Raw genomic sequence first — 17,571 nt, forward strand, 5'->3', positions numbered from 1 at the left:
TATCGGACTTAAAGATATGACATCCGAGCACAACCCGACCGATCAGTCTGACACTTCCCCCAGCGCACATGCGCCATCGGCTCCGCTCGACCGGCTGGTGGCCATCATGGCGCGGTTGCGCGATCCGGAGAATGGTTGTCCGTGGGATGTCGCGCAGGATTTCGCCAGTATCGCACCGTACACGATCGAGGAAGCCTATGAGGTCGCGGACGCGATAGAGCGCAATGACATGGCGGCGCTCAAGGATGAGCTTGGCGATCTGCTGCTGCAGGTCGTGTTCCACAGCCGCATGGCCGAAGAAGCGGGCCATTTTTCGGTCGGTGATGTCGTGGAGTCGATCAGCGACAAGATGGTTCGGCGCCATCCTCACATCTTCGCAGACCAGTCGGTCGAGCAATGGGACTGGGAGGCGATCAAGGCCGAGGAACGCAGCGATGGCGGATCGACCAGCGCGATGGATGGTGTTGCCGTGGCGCTTCCTGCGCTGATGCGCGCGCAGAAGCTGCAGAAGCGCGCCGCGCGGACCGGGTTCGACTGGCCCGATGTCATGGGCGCGGTCGAAAAGATCGGTGAGGAAATCGAGGAACTGCTCGAGGCGGAGACCGGGGCTGAACGCATCGACGAGGCCGGCGACGTGCTGTTCGCGGCGGTGAACATGGTCCGTCACATGGGCGTCAGCGCCGAAGACGCGCTGCGCGCCGCCAACGCCAAGTTCGAACGGCGGTTTCGCGCGATGGAGACCGACGCGGGCGACGCTTTTGTCGGCCTTTCGCTCACCGAAAAGGAAGAACTATGGCAGCGAGCAAAGCAGTCGACGCGCCCGCTATAGCGCCTGGAACCGGCCCCAATCCTTGTCGGAAAGCCGCACGGAAATAGCCAGCTGATCCCCCTGCTCCTGCGTTTCGAGCACTTCGCCATGCGCATGGAGCCAAGCGAGTTTTTGTCCATCGTGGCGCGCAATGTTCACCGCGTAAATGCGATGGCCAACGACCAGAGCGGCCGAAGCGAGCCTGAGAAGGTTGTCGACCCCCTCTCCGGTCAATGCTGATATCGGACACACCGTGCGGTCGTCGGGCATGGTCTCGAGCAGAAACGCCCGCGCGTCTTCGTCCAGGCTATCCCATTTGTTCCACGCCTCGATCATCGGCACGGCGAGCCCCTGCCCGGCCAGAACCGGATCGAACTCGAGCCCCAAATCGGTGAGGATGGCCTCAACCGATTCCGCCTGCATTTGCGCATCGGGGTGCGACATGTCGCGAACATGGATCACCAGATCAGCGGACAGCACTTCCTCGAGTGTCGCGCGGAAGGCGGCCACCAGTTCGGTGGGAAGATCCGATACGAAACCAACTGTGTCAGACAGGATGACCTTTTCCACTCCGTCGAGCCGGATCGCGCGCATGGTGGGATCGAGCGTGGCGAACAAAAGATCCTCGGCCATGACGTCCGCATGGGTCAGCCGGTTGAACAGCGTCGATTTGCCGGCGTTGGTATAGCCGACCAGCGCGACCACCGGCCAAGGCGCCTTTTGCCGGCGTTCCCGGTGCAACCCGCGGGTGCGCTTGACCTGTTCGAGCTCGCGCCGCAATTTGGCCATGCGATCGCGGATCAACCGCCTGTCGGCTTCGATCTGCGTTTCGCCCGGACCACCCAGGAAGCCGAAGCCGCCGCGCTGCCGCTCAAGGTGGGTCCAGCTGCGCACGAGGCGCCCGGCCTGATAATCGAGGTGCGCCAGTTCGACCTGCAGTCGACCTTCGGCGGTCGCCGCGCGCTCGCCGAAAATCTCGAGGATCAGCCCGGTACGGTCGATCACCTTGACCTTGAGCCGCTCTTCCAGATTGCGCTGCTGGATCGCGGACAGGCTGCCGTCGACGATAAGGAGCTCGGCCTTCTCGTCTTCCAGGCTGCCGGCGATGATATCGACCTGCCCCCCGCCAAACAGCGTTGCGGGTCGCGCGGTGCGAATGCGAAACCCATGCGCTGCGCACACGGAAATGCCGATCGCCAGCGCAAGGCCGCGCGCCTCTTCCAGACGTGCATCGGAATCCACCGCGCCGCGTCGACCGAGATCAGGATAGGCAATGACTGCGCGGGTACCGCGAACGAAATCAAGAGCGTGAGGGTCGTTCAAACTTTGCTTTATCCTTTTGTCCGGCCCCCGGCAGAGTGGTTTATTCCGCTTCGCTGTCGCTATCGGCGTCGCCCCAGTCACCGGTCAGGTCGACAGGTGCATTGGGCTGTACCGTGGAAACGGCGTGCTTATAGGCAAGCTGGGCCATGCCTTCACGCTCAAGCAGCATGCAGAACAGGTCATAGGCCGCAACCTTGCCCTGCAGCATGACGCCGTTGATCAGGAACATTGTCACCGGGACGCCGGTTTCCTGTACCGTTCGCAGGAAAACTTCCTGCAAGTTGCGGTTCTTGGCGTTCTTCGCGCCCATCAGGCCGGAAAAAATGCCAAGATCGATCGGTTGGGCCGGCATGACAGTCGAGATCGCGTGTTTGTACACCAGCTGCGACTGGCCATCGCGGCGAAGCATCACCGAAAAATTGTCAAACCAGGTCACGATGCCCTGCAGCTTGACCCCCTTCACCAGAAACATGGTTACCGGAATCTTCGATTTTCTTAACGAGTTCAGGAACACGTCCTGAATGTTTTGAGCCTTTTCGGTCATTCTGACCCCCGGTCTTGGTGATGACGTTGCACCACAGTTCATGAAAAGTCCGTCCTTCACGTCCGGACCCGACTGCAGCCGATAGCTGCAGCACTATACATAGTGGCGAACCCCCCCGTCGCCAATGGCCAGTTTACGGGTTTTCCTGCGCCATCAACGGTCGTGCAACCCAAGCAGCTTGAGTTTGCGATGCAGCGCAGAACGCTCCATTCCGATGAACTCGGCAGTCTTGGAGATATTGCCCGAGAACCTGCGGATCTGGATCTTGAGATATTCGCGTTCGAAGCTCTCCCGCGCCTCGCGCAATGGGACGCCCATCAGGCTGGAAACCCCTGCCGCGCGCCCACCGTCGCCTTGCACCAGTTCGGGCGGAAGCATGTCGACATCGATGCGCGAAAGCCTGCCGCGCGGCGCCAGGATGATCGTCCGCTCGATGACATTGCGCAATTGCCGGACGTTGCCCGGCCAGTTGTAGCTCTGCAGCGCCGCCATGGCTTCGCTGCTGGTCTCGGGTGGGGTAATGCCGTGCTCGCTGGCGAACCGCGCGACATAGTGCTCGACCAGAGGCGGGATGTCGTCGCGCCGTTCACTGAGCGCGGGGATCTCGACCGGCACCACATTCAGGCGATAGAACAGATCTTCGCGGAAACGCCCCTCGGCGATCTCGTGCTCCAGATTGCGAGAGGTGGCCGAGACAAACCGGACGTCGACCTTGATCGGTCGGGTGGCGCCGACGCGCGAGAAGCTTTGGTCGGTGAGCACGCGCAAGATCTTGGCCTGGGTCGATTCCGGCATGTCGGCGACCTCGTCGAGGAAGAGCGTGCCGCCGTGGGCGCGTTCGAGCAGGCCGGATGTCGCCACCCTGCCCTGATCCTCTTCGCCGAACAGCTCCTGTTCGAACCGGTCCGGGGTCATCCGCGCCGAATTGACCGTGATGAACGGGCCGCCCGATCGTCCGCTCCAGCTGTGAAGCAACCGCGCCGCGACCTCCTTGCCGACCCCCGCAGGCCCTGTAATCAGCAACCGACTGCCGCTGTTGGCCACCCGCTTGAGCGTAGCGCGGACCGCATTGATTGCGCTCGAACTGCCGGTCAGCTCGTCGGAAATACCCAGCTTTTCACGGAGCTGCGCATTCTCGCGGCGCAACCGCGCCGTTTCTGTTCCGCGCGCGACCATATGGATCAGCCGCTCGGCCTCAAACGGCTTTTCGATAAAATCCATGGCCCCGCGCGAAATGGCAGAGACGGCGGTGTCGATGTTGCCGTGGCCCGAGAAGATGATCACCGGCAGATCGGCATCGCGCGCCTTGATCTCGTCGAGCAGTTCCAGCCCGTCGAGCTTGCTGCCTTTCAACCAGACATCGAGCAGCACAAGCGAGGGCCGGCGTTCGTCGATCGCGGCGAGCGCAGCGTCGCTTCCTCCCGCTGACCGGCAGCTGTAGCCCTCGTCCTCCAGCACACCGGCAACAAGGTCCCGGATGTCGCGTTCGTCATCTACGATTAGGATTTCCAAAGTCATAGATCAGTTGCTTCCCTCATCCTGTGCCGTGCGGCTCAGTTCGCTGTGCTGGCGTCCCGTCTGATATCCGGGCGCGGCCGTCTGTTCGGAGTCGCCGCGCCTGATCGCGGACGCCGCGCCTGCGGCATCCTGGACTGCGCTGGCAAGCAGCAGATCGGTATCGAGACGGATAACGACCCGGGTTCCGCCCGAAGCGTTGGACTCGAACGATAGGTCGCCGAAATGCTCCTCGACGATCTTCTTGACGATCGCGAGCCCGAGGCCCGTCCCCTTTTCGCGCGTGGTCATATAGGGCTCGACGATGCGGTCTCGGTCTGCAGGCAGCCCGATGCCGTTATCGTCCAGCGCCAGAACCAGATACTGCTCCTGCCGGGTGATGCACGCGGACACGCGGCCCTGATGCGTTTCATCGCTCTGAACTCTGGCTTCAATGGCCTCCACGGCATTCTTCAGGATATTCGTTACCGCCTGGCCGATCTGGCGGCGGTCACAGCGCAGGTCGCTGCCGTCGTGGCTGCCCTCGGTCTCGAACTGGATCGCGGGATGCGCCACTTCCTGCAGGAAGATCGCCTGACGGATCAGATCGAAGAAATTCTCTTCGCGAAACACTGGCTTGGGCATCCGCGCAAAGGACGAGAACTCGTCGACCATGTTGCGCAGGTCACCAACCTGGCGAACGATTGTGTCGGTCAATTGGCCGAAGGTCGGGTCGTCTTCGCTGACCTTCTTGGCATAGCGCCGCTTGAGCCGTTCGGCCGCCAGCTGGATCGGCGTGAGCGGGTTCTTGATCTCGTGCGCGATACGCCGCGCCACGTCGGACCACGCCGCCTGGCGCTGATCAACCAGCTGCTGGGTGATATCCTCGAAGGTGATGACCAGCCCATAAGGCTCGCGCACCGCCCGGACGGCCAGCGTGAGCAGGTCGCTGCCCCGCGAATACTGGATCACCGCCTTTTCGGTGCCGTCGGCGACCAGCCGGGCAAATGGTGGCGCAATGCTGGAGAGCGTACAGCCAAGGCACTGCTCGACATCGATCAGCAGCAGCCGCTGGGCGGTGCTGTTCATCAACCGCACCGTCCCCATGGGGTCGACCGAAATCACGCCGGCGCTAACCGATTCCAGCACCGCTTCGGTAAACGCGCGGCGGTCATCGAGCTGGCTGTTGGCGCGGATCAGCGCGGACGTTTGTTCGGACAACCGGCTCGCCATCCGGTTGAAAGCGCGTCCGAGAACGCCGACTTCGTCGGTTCGGTTGGCTGTATCGACGCGGGTTGCGAAATTGCCCGTGCTGATGTCTCTCGCGGCGCTGGCCATGTCGGTCAACGGTCGCACCATACGGTCAGCGAACTTGAGCGCCGCCCAAAGCGCCACCGCGACCAGCAGCAGCGACACCACGAACAGCGCGATGTTGAAGCGTACCTGCAGCGTTTGCGATCGGGAAAACAGCGCCTTGTAATCGGAAAGCACCGTCTGCGCGCGCTCCCACTGGCTCAGCGCGAGCTGGTTCGAGGCGCGCGCGACATAGAGATAGACCTTGGCTTCCTTGTCGAGCGGCGTGACAACCTCGATCCGGTCGGCTTCGGCCGAGACCACCGCAGTTTCGCCTGCCTCAAGCTGGCGCACGATGTCGGGTGTTACCCGGTCGGCCGATGTGCGGTTGTCCGGGTCGACGATCGCTGCGGTGCGAATGACGCCGTCGTCGCCCATCTCGACGATCGCCGACTCGTTCATCTTGCGGCCAACCACCTGGAAAATATAGGCCTCGGCGAATTCCGGGCTGTCGATGCGGGTCTGCTGCAGATACTCGCGCAGATCGCTCGCCATCGCCACGGTTTCCGCCGAAACGTCGCGTCGGCCCTCTTCGTAATAGCCGCGAGCCAAATCATTCGCGTTTTCCAGCATGCCGCGTGCACGATCCGAGAACCAGAACTCCACGCCATACTGAAACAGGAGCGATGTGATCACGACCACCAGCAGCATCGGAATCGATGAGATCAGCGAAAACAGCGCGACGAACCGGACATGCAGGCGCCCGGTTCCCTGCTCACCGCTGATCCCGGCTCGGTTGATCGCAACCCGCCTGCCGATAAGCGCCAGCAACGCCATTGCAGGCACCAGATTGCCGACAAGCAGCGTCGCGGTGAGCGATGCCGGCACCATGACCCCACGGCCCTGATAGCTGCTGACCAGCCAGAAGGAGAGGCCGATGATGACCACCAGCAGCAGCACACAGCCAATTTCCAGCAGGGGAAACAGGTTGCCTTTGCGCATCATGACGGCGAGGCGTCGCGCGAGGCGGCCTTTGCGAGGTTGGGGCAGTGCGGATGACGCCAGCATAGTTGTCAGTTTACAACAGGTGCGTTGCCAGAATACAAGGCATTTCGCGTCAGGGGCCCGAATGTCGGCGTATATCGCACCCGCTTTGGCGCAGTCTCACGTCCGGCATGAACGACTAGAGCGCGCCCAGCCCATGCTCGACCAGCTTCTTGCGAAGCGTGTTGCGGTTGATCCCCAGCATGGCGGCGGCCTTGACCTGATTACCGTCGCATTGCCGCATGATCGACTGAAGTAACGGGATTTCGAACGCTGCCAGCGCGCACTCATAGACTGCGCCCGGCTCTGGTCGCTCGGTGAGCAGGAAGCGGTTGACCGCCTGGCCGAAATCGCTCTCCTCGCGGCGGGTCTCGCCTCCCAGAGCGGGCTCATCGAAAATGCCGCCGAGAGCCTCCGAGGTGATCAGATCGTCACGGCTCATGATCACCGAGCGGAACACCAGATTGCGCAGTTCGCGAACATTGCCGCGCCAGTTGCGCCGTTGCATAGCAGCGATGGCGCTGTCGTCGAAGGACCGGCGCGGCAGGCCTTCCTGCACGGCAAGCGCCAGGAAGTGGTCTACCAGAGCCGGTATGTCGCTGAGCCGTTCGCGCAGCGGCGGCAGCTCGATGGGTACGACGTTGATGCGGTAATACAGATCCTCGCGGAACAGACCGGCTTCGATCAGCGGGCCGAACGGCTTGTTGGTCGCAGCAAGGAAGCGCACGTCGAGTTCGATCTCGCGATGGCCCCCGACCCGGGTAATGCGCCCGGTCTGGAGCGTGCGCAGGAGGCGCGTCTGCGCCTGCATCGGCATGTCACCGATCTCGTCGAGGAACAATGTACCGCCATGGGCCTGTTCGAACTTCCCGATCGACTGGGTGACCGCGCCGGTGAACGCGCCCTTTTCATGCCCGAACAGCTCGGACTCGATCAGCTCGGCCGGGATCGCTGCCATGTTGACGGCGACGAAGGGGCCCTGCTTGCGGTGCCCCAACTGGTGGATCGCCTCAGCCACCAGTTCCTTGCCGGTGCCCGATTCTCCGAGAATGAGCACCGACAGATCGTTGCGCAGCACCCGGGTGATCATGCGATAGACCGTCTGCATTGGTGCACTGCGCCCGACCAGCGGCAGGCCGCTGTCGGCAGGATCGGCGTCAAGACTGCCCGACGTATCGCCGCTGCGCGCAACCGCCTGCAGCACGGCGCGGATCAGCTCGTCGAGATCGAAAGGCTTCGGAAAGTACTCGTACGCACCGGCCTCACTCGCGCGGACCGCCGTGTCGAGCGTGTTCTGCGCCGACAGCACGATGACCGGCGTATCGGGATGCCGATCGAGCACAGCGTCCAGCGTCGCAATGCCATCGCCATCTTCCAGCATGACATCGGTGAGGATCGCGGCATAGCGCTTATTCGCGATCAGCGCGTTGCGCCGGGCGATCGAGGTGCAATGGTCCACCGCGCAGCCTTCTGCCTCCAGCGCCGCCATGATGACCTGGCTGATCGAGCGATCATCCTCCACCAGCAGGACCGATTTTCCCATGACGTTCAGTTCCCCTGTGCTGCCAGCGGCAGAAACAGCCGGAAACTGGTCAACCCCTGATGATCGTCGCGCTCGTGCACGATGCGGCCGTTCATGTCGCGCACAAGCTTCTGGACCAAAGCGAGCCCGAGCCCCTGCCCGGTCTTTTTGGTGGTGACGAACGGTGAGAAAATGTCCTCGGCGATCTTGGCATCCAGCCCGGGGCCGTTATCGCTCACCCGGATCTCGACCGGGAGGCGGACATAGCCGCCAGCCCGCGACAGCCGCAGCCTCACGCCGCTGACGAACTTTGTGGTCAGCGTGATGCAGGCATCGTCCTGGCCCTCCATCGCCTCTCGGGCGTTAGTGATCAGGTTGAGCAGGACTTGCACCAGATTGTCTGCATCGGCCAGCACCGGCGGGATCGAGGGATCGAACTGCTCGACGAAGCGCACGGTATCGGGATGCGCGGTCTCGACGATCTCGCGTACTCGGCTAAGCGGTTCATAGATGTTGCAGGGGCCGACAGGAGCGGCCGTGCGCCGGGTAAGCGACTGCATCTGATCGATCAGCAACGCGATCCGATCAACCTCGGCCGTGATCAGCCCGGACAGCCGGCGGCCTGGTCCGTCGAGTTGTCGCTCGATAAGCTGAGCCGCTCCCTTGATGGCGGCAAGCGGGTTCTTGATTTCATGCGCCAGAATATCAGGGCCGCGCACCGCGAATCCCTCGGTGGCCGGCTCGCTGTCGAACAGCGGCGAACCCGCGCCGGATTCGTTCAGCACCAGCAGCTGCCACCCCTCGCCCACCGGACTGAGCGAGATATCGACTTTGCGCTGGCTGCTGCGCCCGATGTGCACCTGCATGCCATGCGCAGCAAGGTTGGTGTCGGGCTGATCGAGCGCGAGGACGATCCGGGCGTCGTCGAACCGCAGGAACTCCGACAAGGGCCTGCCGATCAGACGCCGCGCGCTTTGCTCGAGCATGTTCTCCGCCGCAGCGTTGGCAGCGGCGATAGTCCGGTCGGCATGCAGCATGACCACGGCCATCGGCAGGCTTTGCAGCTGCGCGGCGGCGTCGGGGGCCAGTCCGGTGATCGCCTCCATCAGGCGGCGGCGCGGCGCAGCCAGGGGCGGTAGAATTCGCCCAGCATATTCATGACCACATCGGGATTGTCGATCTGGTTCATCTTGTTGCGCAGCTCTGCCGAGCCGGACAGGCCCTTGGTGTACCAACCCAGATGCTTGCGTGCGATCTTGACGCCGACATCGCTGCCATAATGCTCCAGCATCGCGTGATAATGCTCGATGATCAGGTGGAACTGCTCGTCCAGATCGGGATCGGGCAGAATCTCGCCGGTGCGCAGCGCGTGCATCACCTGGCCCAGCAGCCAGGGCTTGCCATAGGCGCCGCGGCCGATCATGACGCCATCCGCGCCGCTCTGGTCGAGCGCGGTGCGGGCATCTTCGACGCTGCAGATATCGCCGTTGACGATCACCGGCAGCTTGACCGCCTGCTTGACCTTCGCGACGAACGCCCAGTCGGCGCTGCCCTTGTACATCTGGTTGCGGGTGCGGCCGTGCACCGTGATCATCTGCGCGCCAAGGTCCTCGGCAATCCGCGCGAGTTCGGGCGCATTGAGGCTGTCATGACACCAGCCCATCCGCATCTTGACCGTCACCGGCACCTTCACGGCCTTCACCGTGGCTTCGATCAACGCGGCGGCGAGCGGCAGATCGCGCATCAGCGCCGATCCCGCATCGCCGTTGACGACCTTCTTGACCGGGCAGCCCATGTTGATGTCGATGATCGCAGCGCCGCGATCCTCGTTGAGCTTGGCCGCCTCGGCCATCTGCCTGGGGCCGCAGCCGGCAAGCTGCATCGACACCGGTTCCTCGACCGCGTGCCATGCGGCCTTCTGCAGCGACTGGCGCGTCTCGCGGATCATCGCCTCGCTGGCGATCATTTCGGTGACGTTGAGCCCCGATCCATAGCGCCGCACCAATGTGCGGAACGGCATGTCGGTGACGCCGGTCATCGGTGCGAGCAGCACAGGCTCGTCGATCTGAAGGGAGCCGATCTGGATCGGCTTGAGCGTAGGGGTGTGGGTCATGGTCGGTATGTGCCTAATATTTAGGCAGGCCCATAATCGCAAAGCGGCTGGCGGGCAAGCGGCTCTTGGTCTATGCCCCGCGCCCGATGCACGATGCAACGCCCAGCCTTGCCAGCGATACCCCCCGCACAGCCGCGCTGATCGTGGCTGCGGGCAAGGGTCTGCGCGCTGGCGGCGACGTGCCAAAGCAGTTCGCAGACTATGACGGCAAGCCCTTGTTGCGCCACAGCGTCGAAGCGTTTGCGCGATGGCAGAGCGCGCCGCTGATCGTTGTCGTCATCGGTGAAGGCCAGGATGCGATGGCGCGAGCGGCGCTCGGCGAGCTTGACGGCATCGCACTCGTGACCGGTGGCGCCGAGCGCAGCGACTCGGTCCGGCTTGGTTTGCTGGCAATTGCAGCGCTTGGCGGGATCGACCGGGTCTTCATTCATGACGCTGCCCGCCCTGCCCTGTCGTCCGACGTGCTCGACCGGCTGAACGCAGCACTGGACCATCACCAAGGTGCGGTTCCAGTATTGCCGGTGGTCGACAGCATCGCCCGCGGCGCAGATGGCGTCATGGAGCAGGCCGTCGATCGCGCCCAACTTTGGCGCATCCAGACCCCGCAGGCATTCCGCTTCGACGCCATTCTTACCGCGCATCTCGGCTGGCCGTCGGACCAGGCCGCGACCGATGACAGCCAGATCGCCCGTGCTCATGGCCTTGGCGTCGCGCTGGTCGAGGGCGATGAGGCGCTGACCAAGATCACCTTTGCCAAGGACCTTGCCGTGCCCCATTCCCCTGTCCCGATGCCCGCCCCCATGATCGCCCGCACCGGAATGGGCTATGACGTCCACCGGTTGGTCGTTGGCGAAGAGTTGTGGCTGGGCGGTATCAAAATCGCGCATGACAAGGGGCTCGCCGGGCACAGCGATGCCGATGTCGCGCTGCATGCAATCACCGACGCCCTGCTCGGCGCGATGGCACTGGGCGATATCGGCGAGCATTTCCCGCCCAGCGACCCGCAGTGGCGCGGCGCGGATTCGGCGCGGTTTCTGGCGCACGCGGCATCATTGGTTAGGGCCAAGGGCGGCGTCATCGCCAATATCGATCTGACGATCATCTGCGAGGAACCGAAAATCGGCCCGCACAAAGCTTCCATTCAGCAACGCATTGCCACTCTGCTGGACCTGCGCCCCGATCAGGTCGGCGTGAAGGCGACGACGACTGAGCGGCTCGGCTTCACAGGGCGTGGCGAAGGCATAGCGGCACAGGCGGCGGCCAGTATCATGGTCGCCGATACATTTTGAGGACACAACGATATGACACCAATGACGCTCTTTTCCCGTTCCGCTGCCACGTTCGCGATGATCAGCGCGCTGGCCGCAAATACAGCGGCAGCGCAGACAGCCGCATGCCTGTCCACCGATCAGGCGCAGTCGGTTGCCGTTGCCGCTCTGCCCGATGCGCTGACCAGTGCTCGCCGGGCCTGCCTGCCGCACCTGCCGGCAGCATCGGCGCTAACCCGCTCATCGGCCAAGATCACCCAGGTCTATCAGCCGGCGGCCGACCGCGCCTGGCCGACAGCCGGGCGGGCGTTCATGTCGGCGGTCGATCTGCCGCTGCCGCCGGGCACTGACCCGCAGTTGATCCGGCCCTTGCTGACAGCGGCGATTAGCGCGCTGATAGAGCAGGAGATCAAGCCGAAGGACTGCACCGCGGTGGATGATTTCTACAGTGCTCTTGAACCACTGCCGCCTGAGAACATGGGCAAGCTGCTGATCGCGCTGATGAAGCTGGACGATTCGTCCAAGAAGCCCGGCGAGGAAAGTAAGAACCCGTTTACCTTGTGCAAGGACGCTGTGAAGTGAACAGCCTGCTGCCTTCGGTGCTGATGGACCTTGCCGCACGGGTGGTGGCGGAAAACGCCGCTGCCGGGCGGAGGGTCGTGCTGGCCGAAAGCTGCACCGGCGGGCTGGTGTGCGCGGCGCTGACCGAGATTGCGGGCAGCTCCGACGTCCTCGATCGCGGTTTCGTGACCTATTCCAACGATGCCAAGATCGAATCGCTGGGGGTCAGCGCGGAGCTGATCGATACCTTCGGTGCGGTGTCGCCCGCTGTCGCTTGGGCGATGGCGCGTGGCGCGCTCAAGCATTCGGATGCAAACGTGGCGGTTGCGATCACCGGCGTTGCCGGACCGGGTGGCGGCACCGACAGCAAGCCGGTCGGGACGGTGGTGTTTGCCTGCGCGCTGCGCGGCCAGAACGAAAACGACATCACCGCCGAGCAGAAGAACTTCGATCCCGGCCTCAGCCGCGCCGAGATCCGTCAGGAAGCGACGTTGGCCGCGCTGGAGTTGCTGTTGCCGTAAAGCGCTTCGGCGCGGGTTTCGAACGCACCCACCATCTTGCGAAAGGCGCGGTCGAAATACTGGCCGGCCAAAGTTTCGAACAGCCGGTTCTTGAAGGTGAACGACACGTAGAAATCGACGGTGCACCCACCCTCGCCGTCGCTGGCGAATTGCCAGATGTTTTCCAGATTCTTGAGCGGCCCGTCGAGATACTCGACTTCGATCCGTTCGCCCGGAACCTTGCGCACCAACGAGGTGAACTTCTCGCGCAACTGCTTGAAGCCGACGACCATGTCGGCGACCATTTCGGTGTCGCTATCCGACTTGATCCGGGTCGCGATCACCCAAGGCAGAAACTCGGGATAACGCGCAACATCGGCGACCAGATTGTACATCTGTTCGGGACGCCAGGGCAGATGCCGGGTTTCGCGGTGGGATGGCACGCGTGCTCGCCTTATCGGGCAGCCTGCCGGGCCAGCTTCGCCTCGCGCGCAGCGCGCATCTGAGCGAAGTCTTCTCCGGCATGGTAGCTGGACCTGGTCAAAGGGCTCGACGCGACCTGCAGAAAGCCCTTGGCGCGCGCGATTGCCGCATAGGCATCGAAGGCCTTGGGGGTCACGAAATCGATGACCTTGGTGTGGCGCGGAGTGGGCTGCAGATACTGGCCCATGGTGAGAAAATCGACATCGGCCGACCGCATGTCGTCCATCACCTGGTGCACCTCGAGACGCTCCTCGCCCAGCCCCAGCATGATGCCGGACTTGGTGAAGATCGACGGATCGAGCCGCTTGACCGATTCCAGCAGCCGCAGCGAGGCGTAATAGCGCGCACCCGGGCGGATCGTCGGATACAGCCGCGGGACGGTCTCCAGATTATGGTTGTAGACATCCGGGCGCGCGGTGACGATCGCCTCGACGGCGGCCTCATGCTTGTTGCGGAAATCCGGCGTCAAAATCTCGATCGTGGTGGTTGGCGTGGTCCGCCGCAGCGCTTCGATCACCTTGACGAACTGGCTCGCGCCGCCATCGGCCAGATCGTCGCGGTCGACCGAGGTTATCACGATATGCTGCAGCCCCATTTGTGCGGCCGCATCGGCAACGTGTTGGGGTTCCTTCAGATCCACAACGCGCGGCATGCCGGTCTTGACGTTGCAGAAGGCGCAGGCACGGGTGCACACATCGCCCAGGATCATCACCGTGGCGTGCTTCTTGGTCCAGCACTCGCCGATGTTCGGGCACGCCGCCTCTTCACACACGGTGTTGAGGTTGAGATCGCGCATCAGCTTGCGGGTTTCGTTGAAACCTGCACTGGTTGGGGCACGAACCCGGATCCAGTCGGGCTTGCGGACACGGGCGGGGCGGCCTTCGGGGCTCTCGATGGGGGTAACTTCATTCATGCTCCGCGCTTTAGCGCAGCGCCAAGCGCACTTCCACTGGTAAAAGCATCGTCTCGGCCACACTTAGACCGCACCGCTGCCCGAAAGGCAGCGCGCCTGATGGATGGGGACACGATGGACGCCGCGAATTCTACCGACCTTTCCGACGATCTCGACGCTGTGCTGGCGGACATCTGGCAGAGGCTGGGCCGCGCCGCAAAGGACCGTCGCGCGGCGATGCATACGCCTGTCATCGCCACGATCACCGCGGACGGAATACCCACCCAGCGGGTGATGGTGCTGCGCGCCTTTGATCGTGCCACGGCGACCTTGCGGTTTCACACCGATGCCCGCGCGGCCAAGGTCGACCAGGTGGGTTACACGGGCGCTGTCTCGGTGCTTGCATATGACCCGGGGGCCAAACGCCAGTTCAGGTTGACCGGCGTGGCGCGGATCGAAACCGCGACACCGGCCGCCGACGCCGCATGGGCGGAAGCGACCTTGTTTGCCAAGCGCTGCTATCTTGCCGATCCCGCACCCGGCACCGTTTCGCAGTCCCCGGTATCGGGCCTTCCCGCCGATATCGAAGGGCGCAAACCCGATGATGAGGACGAGGTCGCTGCCGGCCGCGACAATTTCGCTCTGCTGATGGTGCAGATCGACACCATCGAATTCCTGCACCTGGCGCACACTGGTCACCGCCGCGCACGGTTCCACCAGACGGAAAGCCAGATATGGCAAGGCGCGTGGCTTGTGCCATGACGATTGCTTTTGATCCGACGAAGCTCCATTTTCGGGAATGACCAAGGAAACGCCTCCCAACATCGCCCTGCTGATCGACGCAGACAATGCCAGTCCCGCCGGAATCGACCCGGTGCTGACCGTGCTCGCAGAACTGGGCACGGTGAACATCCGTCGCGCTTACGCGAACTGGCGCAAGCCCGCGCTCAAGGGGTGGGCCGATATCGTCCACAAGTTCGGGATCGAGCCTCAGCAGCAGTTCGACCTCACCAAAGGCAAGAACGCCACCGATATGAAGATGACCATCGATGCGATGGATCTGCTGTATCGGGGCCGGGTCAACGGCTTTGGGATCATGAGTTCGGACAGCGATTTCATGCCGCTAGCCCAGCGCATCCGCCAGGACGGCCTGCCGGTCTACGGCTTTGGAGGCGACAAGACGCCTGAGGCTTTCAAGCAGGCCTGTACCCGCTTCATCGACGTGAACGCGCTGATCAAGGTGCAGGGGGCAGAGAAGAAAGCGGACAATGCCGCGGCAGCAAAGGCCAATGCCAAGCCCGACCCCAAGCCGGCCGCGGGGGGTGCGAGCATCGACGAGGACGTCATCCAGTTACTGATCGATGCCTATCAGGCCAGCAAGCGCGACGAACGCGGCTTCGCGTCGTTGAGCGAAGTCGGCAAGATCGCGGGCAACCGCTCGAGCTTCGATGTGCGCAACCACGGCTTCCCGCGGCTGCTCGACATGTTCGAAGCCTCGCCCCAGTTCGCCACCGAGCGCCGGGACAACGGCGGGCTGTTCGTGAAACGCTTGCGCTGAAGCCGCTCAAACCGTCGGCACGGTCCCGCCATCGATGACATATTCGGTGCCGGTGATCGTGCCCGCGCGATCTGACGCGAGAAACGCAATCAGGCTGGCAACCTCCATCGGCGACGAGGGACGCCCGATCGGGATACCGCCGAGAGAATCCATGATCATTTTCCTGCCCTGCGCGATATCGCCGCCGCTCTCTGCCGCTAGCCGCTGAGCGAGATCTATCGAGGCCTCGGTGTCTATCCAGCCCGGCGATACCCGCACCACGCGAACCCCGTGCGGCGAAACCTGTTTCGACAGGCTCTTGCTGTAGGTCGACAGCGCCGCCTTGGCCGCAGCATAAGCCGTGGTCGCTTCGGGCAGCGGCAACCGCGACTGGATCGAGGTCACGTGGATGACCACGCCTTTGCCGCGCTCCACCATGCCCGGAACCAGTTCGCGATCGAGCCGCACCGCTGGCATGAGATTGAGGTCAAGTTCGCTCGCCCAGAGGACATCGCTTAACGCTTCAAAACCACCGGCGGGCGCGGACGAGCCGCCCAGCATGTGGACGATGATATCGACGCCGCCCAGCCGCTCGTGCACTTCGGACGCAAGCGCGGCGCAGCCTTCGGCGGTGGTCAGATCGGCAGCGACAAAGGGTGCGTCGAAACCTGCCGGACGCGTGCGCGCGGTCGTCAGGATCTCGGCACCAAGGTCTTGGAACAGCGAGACGGTTGCCGCTCCCGCGCCGCGCGTGCCCGAGGTTATCAGCGCCCGCTTGCCGGTGAGATCGAGAAACCGATTGGCGGCTGGAGCGTGTGGTTCGGCGGTCATGGCACGATCTCCAGCGCTGCGATCATGTCCTCGCTCAGCACAAATCGATAGCGCAGATCGACCGGACTACCGGGGAAGGTGCCGACAAGGTGGCTGGTGACGATGATCCGGTCGCCCTCGCCGACAATCGCAAACGGCTCGACCGTGTAGCTGTAGGTGCTGGCGGCACCCTCTTTCCATTCCCGGATTTCGTCGATGCCGGTGTAGGTCTTGCCCTCATCGCGGACGACCGCATCCTGTGCGAAACACCGCATAACAGCGTCGGACCCCTGCTCCGCATCGGCGGCAAAATACCGTGAAATGATCTCTGGCAGCTCGATATCCATGTTGCGTCTCCATCGTTTGGAAGCGCCCCGTTGGCGCCTGTATCTGTCACAGCAAGATAGCGATGGACCTTTGATCCGATAATCGGGATAAATCAGGATGCAGCGTCACGGAAAGCAGGACAATGACCCGACACAGTCTCATCGAGCTTGATTGCATTCTCGCCATCGCGCGCCGAGGCACGTTTCGCGCGGCCGCGCTGGATTTGGGCCTATCGACGACGGCGGTCAGCAACACCGTGGCCAAGCTCGAGCGTGAACTCGGGGTCAGGATGTTCAACCGGACCACCCGCAGCGTTTCCCTCACCGACGCCGGTCGTGCGTTCGTCGATCAAGTCACCCCCGCACTGCAGGATATCAGGGACGCGATGGACAGCGCGCGGGCGCAGCAGGAGACGCCGTCTGGAACATTGCGCATCAATGCCTTCGCCACCGCAGCTCGGGAAATCCTTGCGCCGCTGCTGCTACAGTTTCTTCAGCGCTACCCGCAGGTGCATATCGATCTGGTCACCGAAGGGCGGCTGGTCGATATCGTGGCGGACGGCTTCGATATCGGCATCCGCACCGACGATCTCGTACCCAGCGATATGATCGCGATCCCGCTGGGATCGGCGCGCAGCCACGCCGTGGTCGCGACGCCCGCCTATCTGCGCGATTACGGCACCCCGCGTGTTCCGCCCGATTTGCTCGCCCATGCCTGCATAAGGGTGCGGCTACCCAATGGGGCGGCCTATCGGTGGCGCTTCGAGAAGGACGGGGAAGCCGTCCATATCGATGTCGGCGGGCGGATCACCCTCGACGAGGCCAGTCTGGCGCGGATTGCCGTGCTGGAGGATTTCGGCTTGGGGTTCTTCATGGAGTCCGATGTCCGCGACGATATCGCCGCGGGCCGTCTTGTCCGGGTGCTGGAAGACTGGACGCCACCGCTTGCGCCCTTGAGCCTGTATTATCCAAGCCGGCGCAACCCTTCGGCCGCCTTCAGGGCATTTGTCGACCTCGCCCGCGCATTCGGACGTCAGCGTTAGCGCCTGTCAG

Annotated in this window: 18 protein-coding genes; 7 read left to right on the forward strand and 11 right to left on the reverse strand. The window is 63.4% G+C overall.

Features of this window, described 5'->3' with window-relative positions:
- Positions 1–16 precede the first annotated feature (16 nt).
- Positions 17–829, forward strand: coding sequence for a nucleoside triphosphate pyrophosphohydrolase (gene mazG / locus QUV11_RS12420; RefSeq protein ID WP_300883154.1), 813 nt, complete (start codon positions 17–19; stop codon positions 827–829).
- Here the strand turns inward: mazG and hflX are convergent.
- The 7 genes from hflX to dusB all read right to left on the reverse strand — a co-directional run bounded on the left by hflX (position 824) and on the right by dusB (position 10,141).
- Positions 824–2,083 carry a GTPase HflX gene (hflX, locus tag QUV11_RS12425; RefSeq protein WP_300883271.1) on the reverse strand — a complete coding sequence of 420 codons (1,260 nt, stop codon included), beginning with the start codon at positions 2,081–2,083 and terminating at the stop codon, positions 824–826. The genes mazG and hflX overlap by 6 nt on opposite strands.
- Before the next feature lie 88 nt (positions 2,084–2,171).
- A complete protein-coding gene (hfq, locus tag QUV11_RS12430) occupies positions 2,172–2,675 on the reverse strand; it encodes an RNA chaperone Hfq (protein WP_300883156.1) in 504 nt (167 codons plus the stop codon).
- A gap of 153 nt (positions 2,676–2,828) precedes the next feature.
- Complete coding sequence (locus QUV11_RS12435; RefSeq protein ID WP_300883158.1) at positions 2,829–4,193, reverse strand: sigma-54 dependent transcriptional regulator; 1,365 nt, start codon at positions 4,191–4,193, stop codon at positions 2,829–2,831.
- A gap of 3 nt (positions 4,194–4,196) precedes the next feature.
- Positions 4,197–6,467, reverse strand: coding sequence for an ATP-binding protein (locus QUV11_RS12440; RefSeq protein ID WP_300883160.1), 2,271 nt, complete (start codon positions 6,465–6,467; stop codon positions 4,197–4,199).
- 178 nt (positions 6,468–6,645) lie between these two features.
- A complete protein-coding gene (locus QUV11_RS12445) occupies positions 6,646–8,049 on the reverse strand; it encodes a sigma-54 dependent transcriptional regulator (protein WP_300883162.1) in 1,404 nt (467 codons plus the stop codon).
- 5 nt (positions 8,050–8,054) lie between these two features.
- Positions 8,055–9,134: an ATP-binding protein gene (locus QUV11_RS12450; protein WP_300883164.1), complete on the reverse strand. Its 1,080-nt coding sequence runs from the start codon at positions 9,132–9,134 to the stop codon at positions 8,055–8,057.
- Positions 9,134–10,141: a tRNA dihydrouridine synthase DusB gene (gene dusB / locus QUV11_RS12455; protein ID WP_300883166.1), complete on the reverse strand. Its 1,008-nt coding sequence runs from the start codon at positions 10,139–10,141 to the stop codon at positions 9,134–9,136. Before dusB ends, QUV11_RS12450 begins: the two co-directional genes overlap by 1 nt.
- A gap of 86 nt (positions 10,142–10,227) precedes the next feature.
- On the opposite strand from dusB, the gene QUV11_RS12460 reads away from it, so the two are divergent.
- The 3 genes from QUV11_RS12460 to QUV11_RS12470 are packed head-to-tail and all read left to right on the forward strand — an operon-like array spanning position 10,228 to position 12,491.
- Entirely contained in the window at positions 10,228–11,430 is a 1,203-nt protein-coding gene (locus QUV11_RS12460) for a bifunctional 2-C-methyl-D-erythritol 4-phosphate cytidylyltransferase/2-C-methyl-D-erythritol 2,4-cyclodiphosphate synthase (protein WP_300883168.1), read from the forward strand.
- Positions 11,431–11,442: 12 nt separating this feature from the next.
- Positions 11,443–11,991 carry a hypothetical protein gene (locus QUV11_RS12465; protein WP_300883170.1) on the forward strand — a complete coding sequence of 183 codons (549 nt, stop codon included), beginning with the start codon at positions 11,443–11,445 and terminating at the stop codon, positions 11,989–11,991.
- A complete protein-coding gene (locus QUV11_RS12470) occupies positions 11,988–12,491 on the forward strand; it encodes a CinA family protein (protein WP_300883172.1) in 504 nt (167 codons plus the stop codon). The genes QUV11_RS12465 and QUV11_RS12470 overlap by 4 nt, the downstream gene beginning before the upstream one ends.
- Here the strand turns inward: QUV11_RS12470 and QUV11_RS12475 are convergent.
- Positions 12,449–12,913 (reverse strand): type II toxin-antitoxin system RatA family toxin, encoded by a 465-nt coding sequence (locus QUV11_RS12475; protein WP_300883174.1) that lies wholly within the window; start codon positions 12,911–12,913, stop codon positions 12,449–12,451. The two genes, QUV11_RS12470 and QUV11_RS12475, sit on opposite strands and share 43 nt — an antisense overlap.
- Positions 12,914–12,924: 11 nt before the next feature.
- Positions 12,925–13,866: a lipoyl synthase gene (gene lipA, locus QUV11_RS12480; protein WP_300883176.1), complete on the reverse strand. Its 942-nt coding sequence runs from the start codon at positions 13,864–13,866 to the stop codon at positions 12,925–12,927.
- A 114-nt stretch (positions 13,867–13,980) separates the two neighbouring features.
- Between lipA and QUV11_RS12485 the strand changes: the two genes are divergently transcribed.
- Together QUV11_RS12485 and QUV11_RS12490 are read left to right on the forward strand one after the other, a co-directional pair.
- A complete protein-coding gene (locus QUV11_RS12485) occupies positions 13,981–14,607 on the forward strand; it encodes a pyridoxamine 5'-phosphate oxidase family protein (protein WP_300883178.1) in 627 nt (208 codons plus the stop codon).
- Between the two features lie 37 nt (positions 14,608–14,644).
- The gene (locus QUV11_RS12490) at positions 14,645–15,403 is read left to right on the forward strand and encodes an NYN domain-containing protein (RefSeq protein ID WP_300883180.1); all 759 of its coding nucleotides are present in this window, start codon (positions 14,645–14,647) and stop codon (positions 15,401–15,403) included.
- A 6-nt stretch (positions 15,404–15,409) separates the two neighbouring features.
- Here QUV11_RS12490 and QUV11_RS12495 read toward each other — a convergent pair whose 3' ends face one another.
- Both QUV11_RS12495 and QUV11_RS12500 read right to left on the reverse strand, forming a co-directional pair.
- Entirely contained in the window at positions 15,410–16,213 is an 804-nt protein-coding gene (locus QUV11_RS12495) for an SDR family oxidoreductase (protein WP_300883181.1), read from the reverse strand.
- Positions 16,210–16,539, reverse strand: coding sequence for a nuclear transport factor 2 family protein (locus QUV11_RS12500; protein WP_300883183.1), 330 nt, complete (start codon positions 16,537–16,539; stop codon positions 16,210–16,212). The genes QUV11_RS12495 and QUV11_RS12500 overlap by 4 nt, the downstream gene beginning before the upstream one ends.
- Positions 16,540–16,661: 122 nt before the next feature.
- On the opposite strand from QUV11_RS12500, the gene QUV11_RS12505 reads away from it, so the two are divergent.
- A complete protein-coding gene (locus tag QUV11_RS12505) occupies positions 16,662–17,561 on the forward strand; it encodes a LysR family transcriptional regulator (protein ID WP_300883185.1) in 900 nt (299 codons plus the stop codon).
- The last annotated feature ends 10 nt before the right edge of the window (positions 17,562–17,571 follow it).

The sequence above is a fragment of the Blastomonas sp. genome, from assembly GCF_030373265.1.
Classification (GTDB): domain Bacteria; phylum Pseudomonadota; class Alphaproteobacteria; order Sphingomonadales; family Sphingomonadaceae; genus Blastomonas.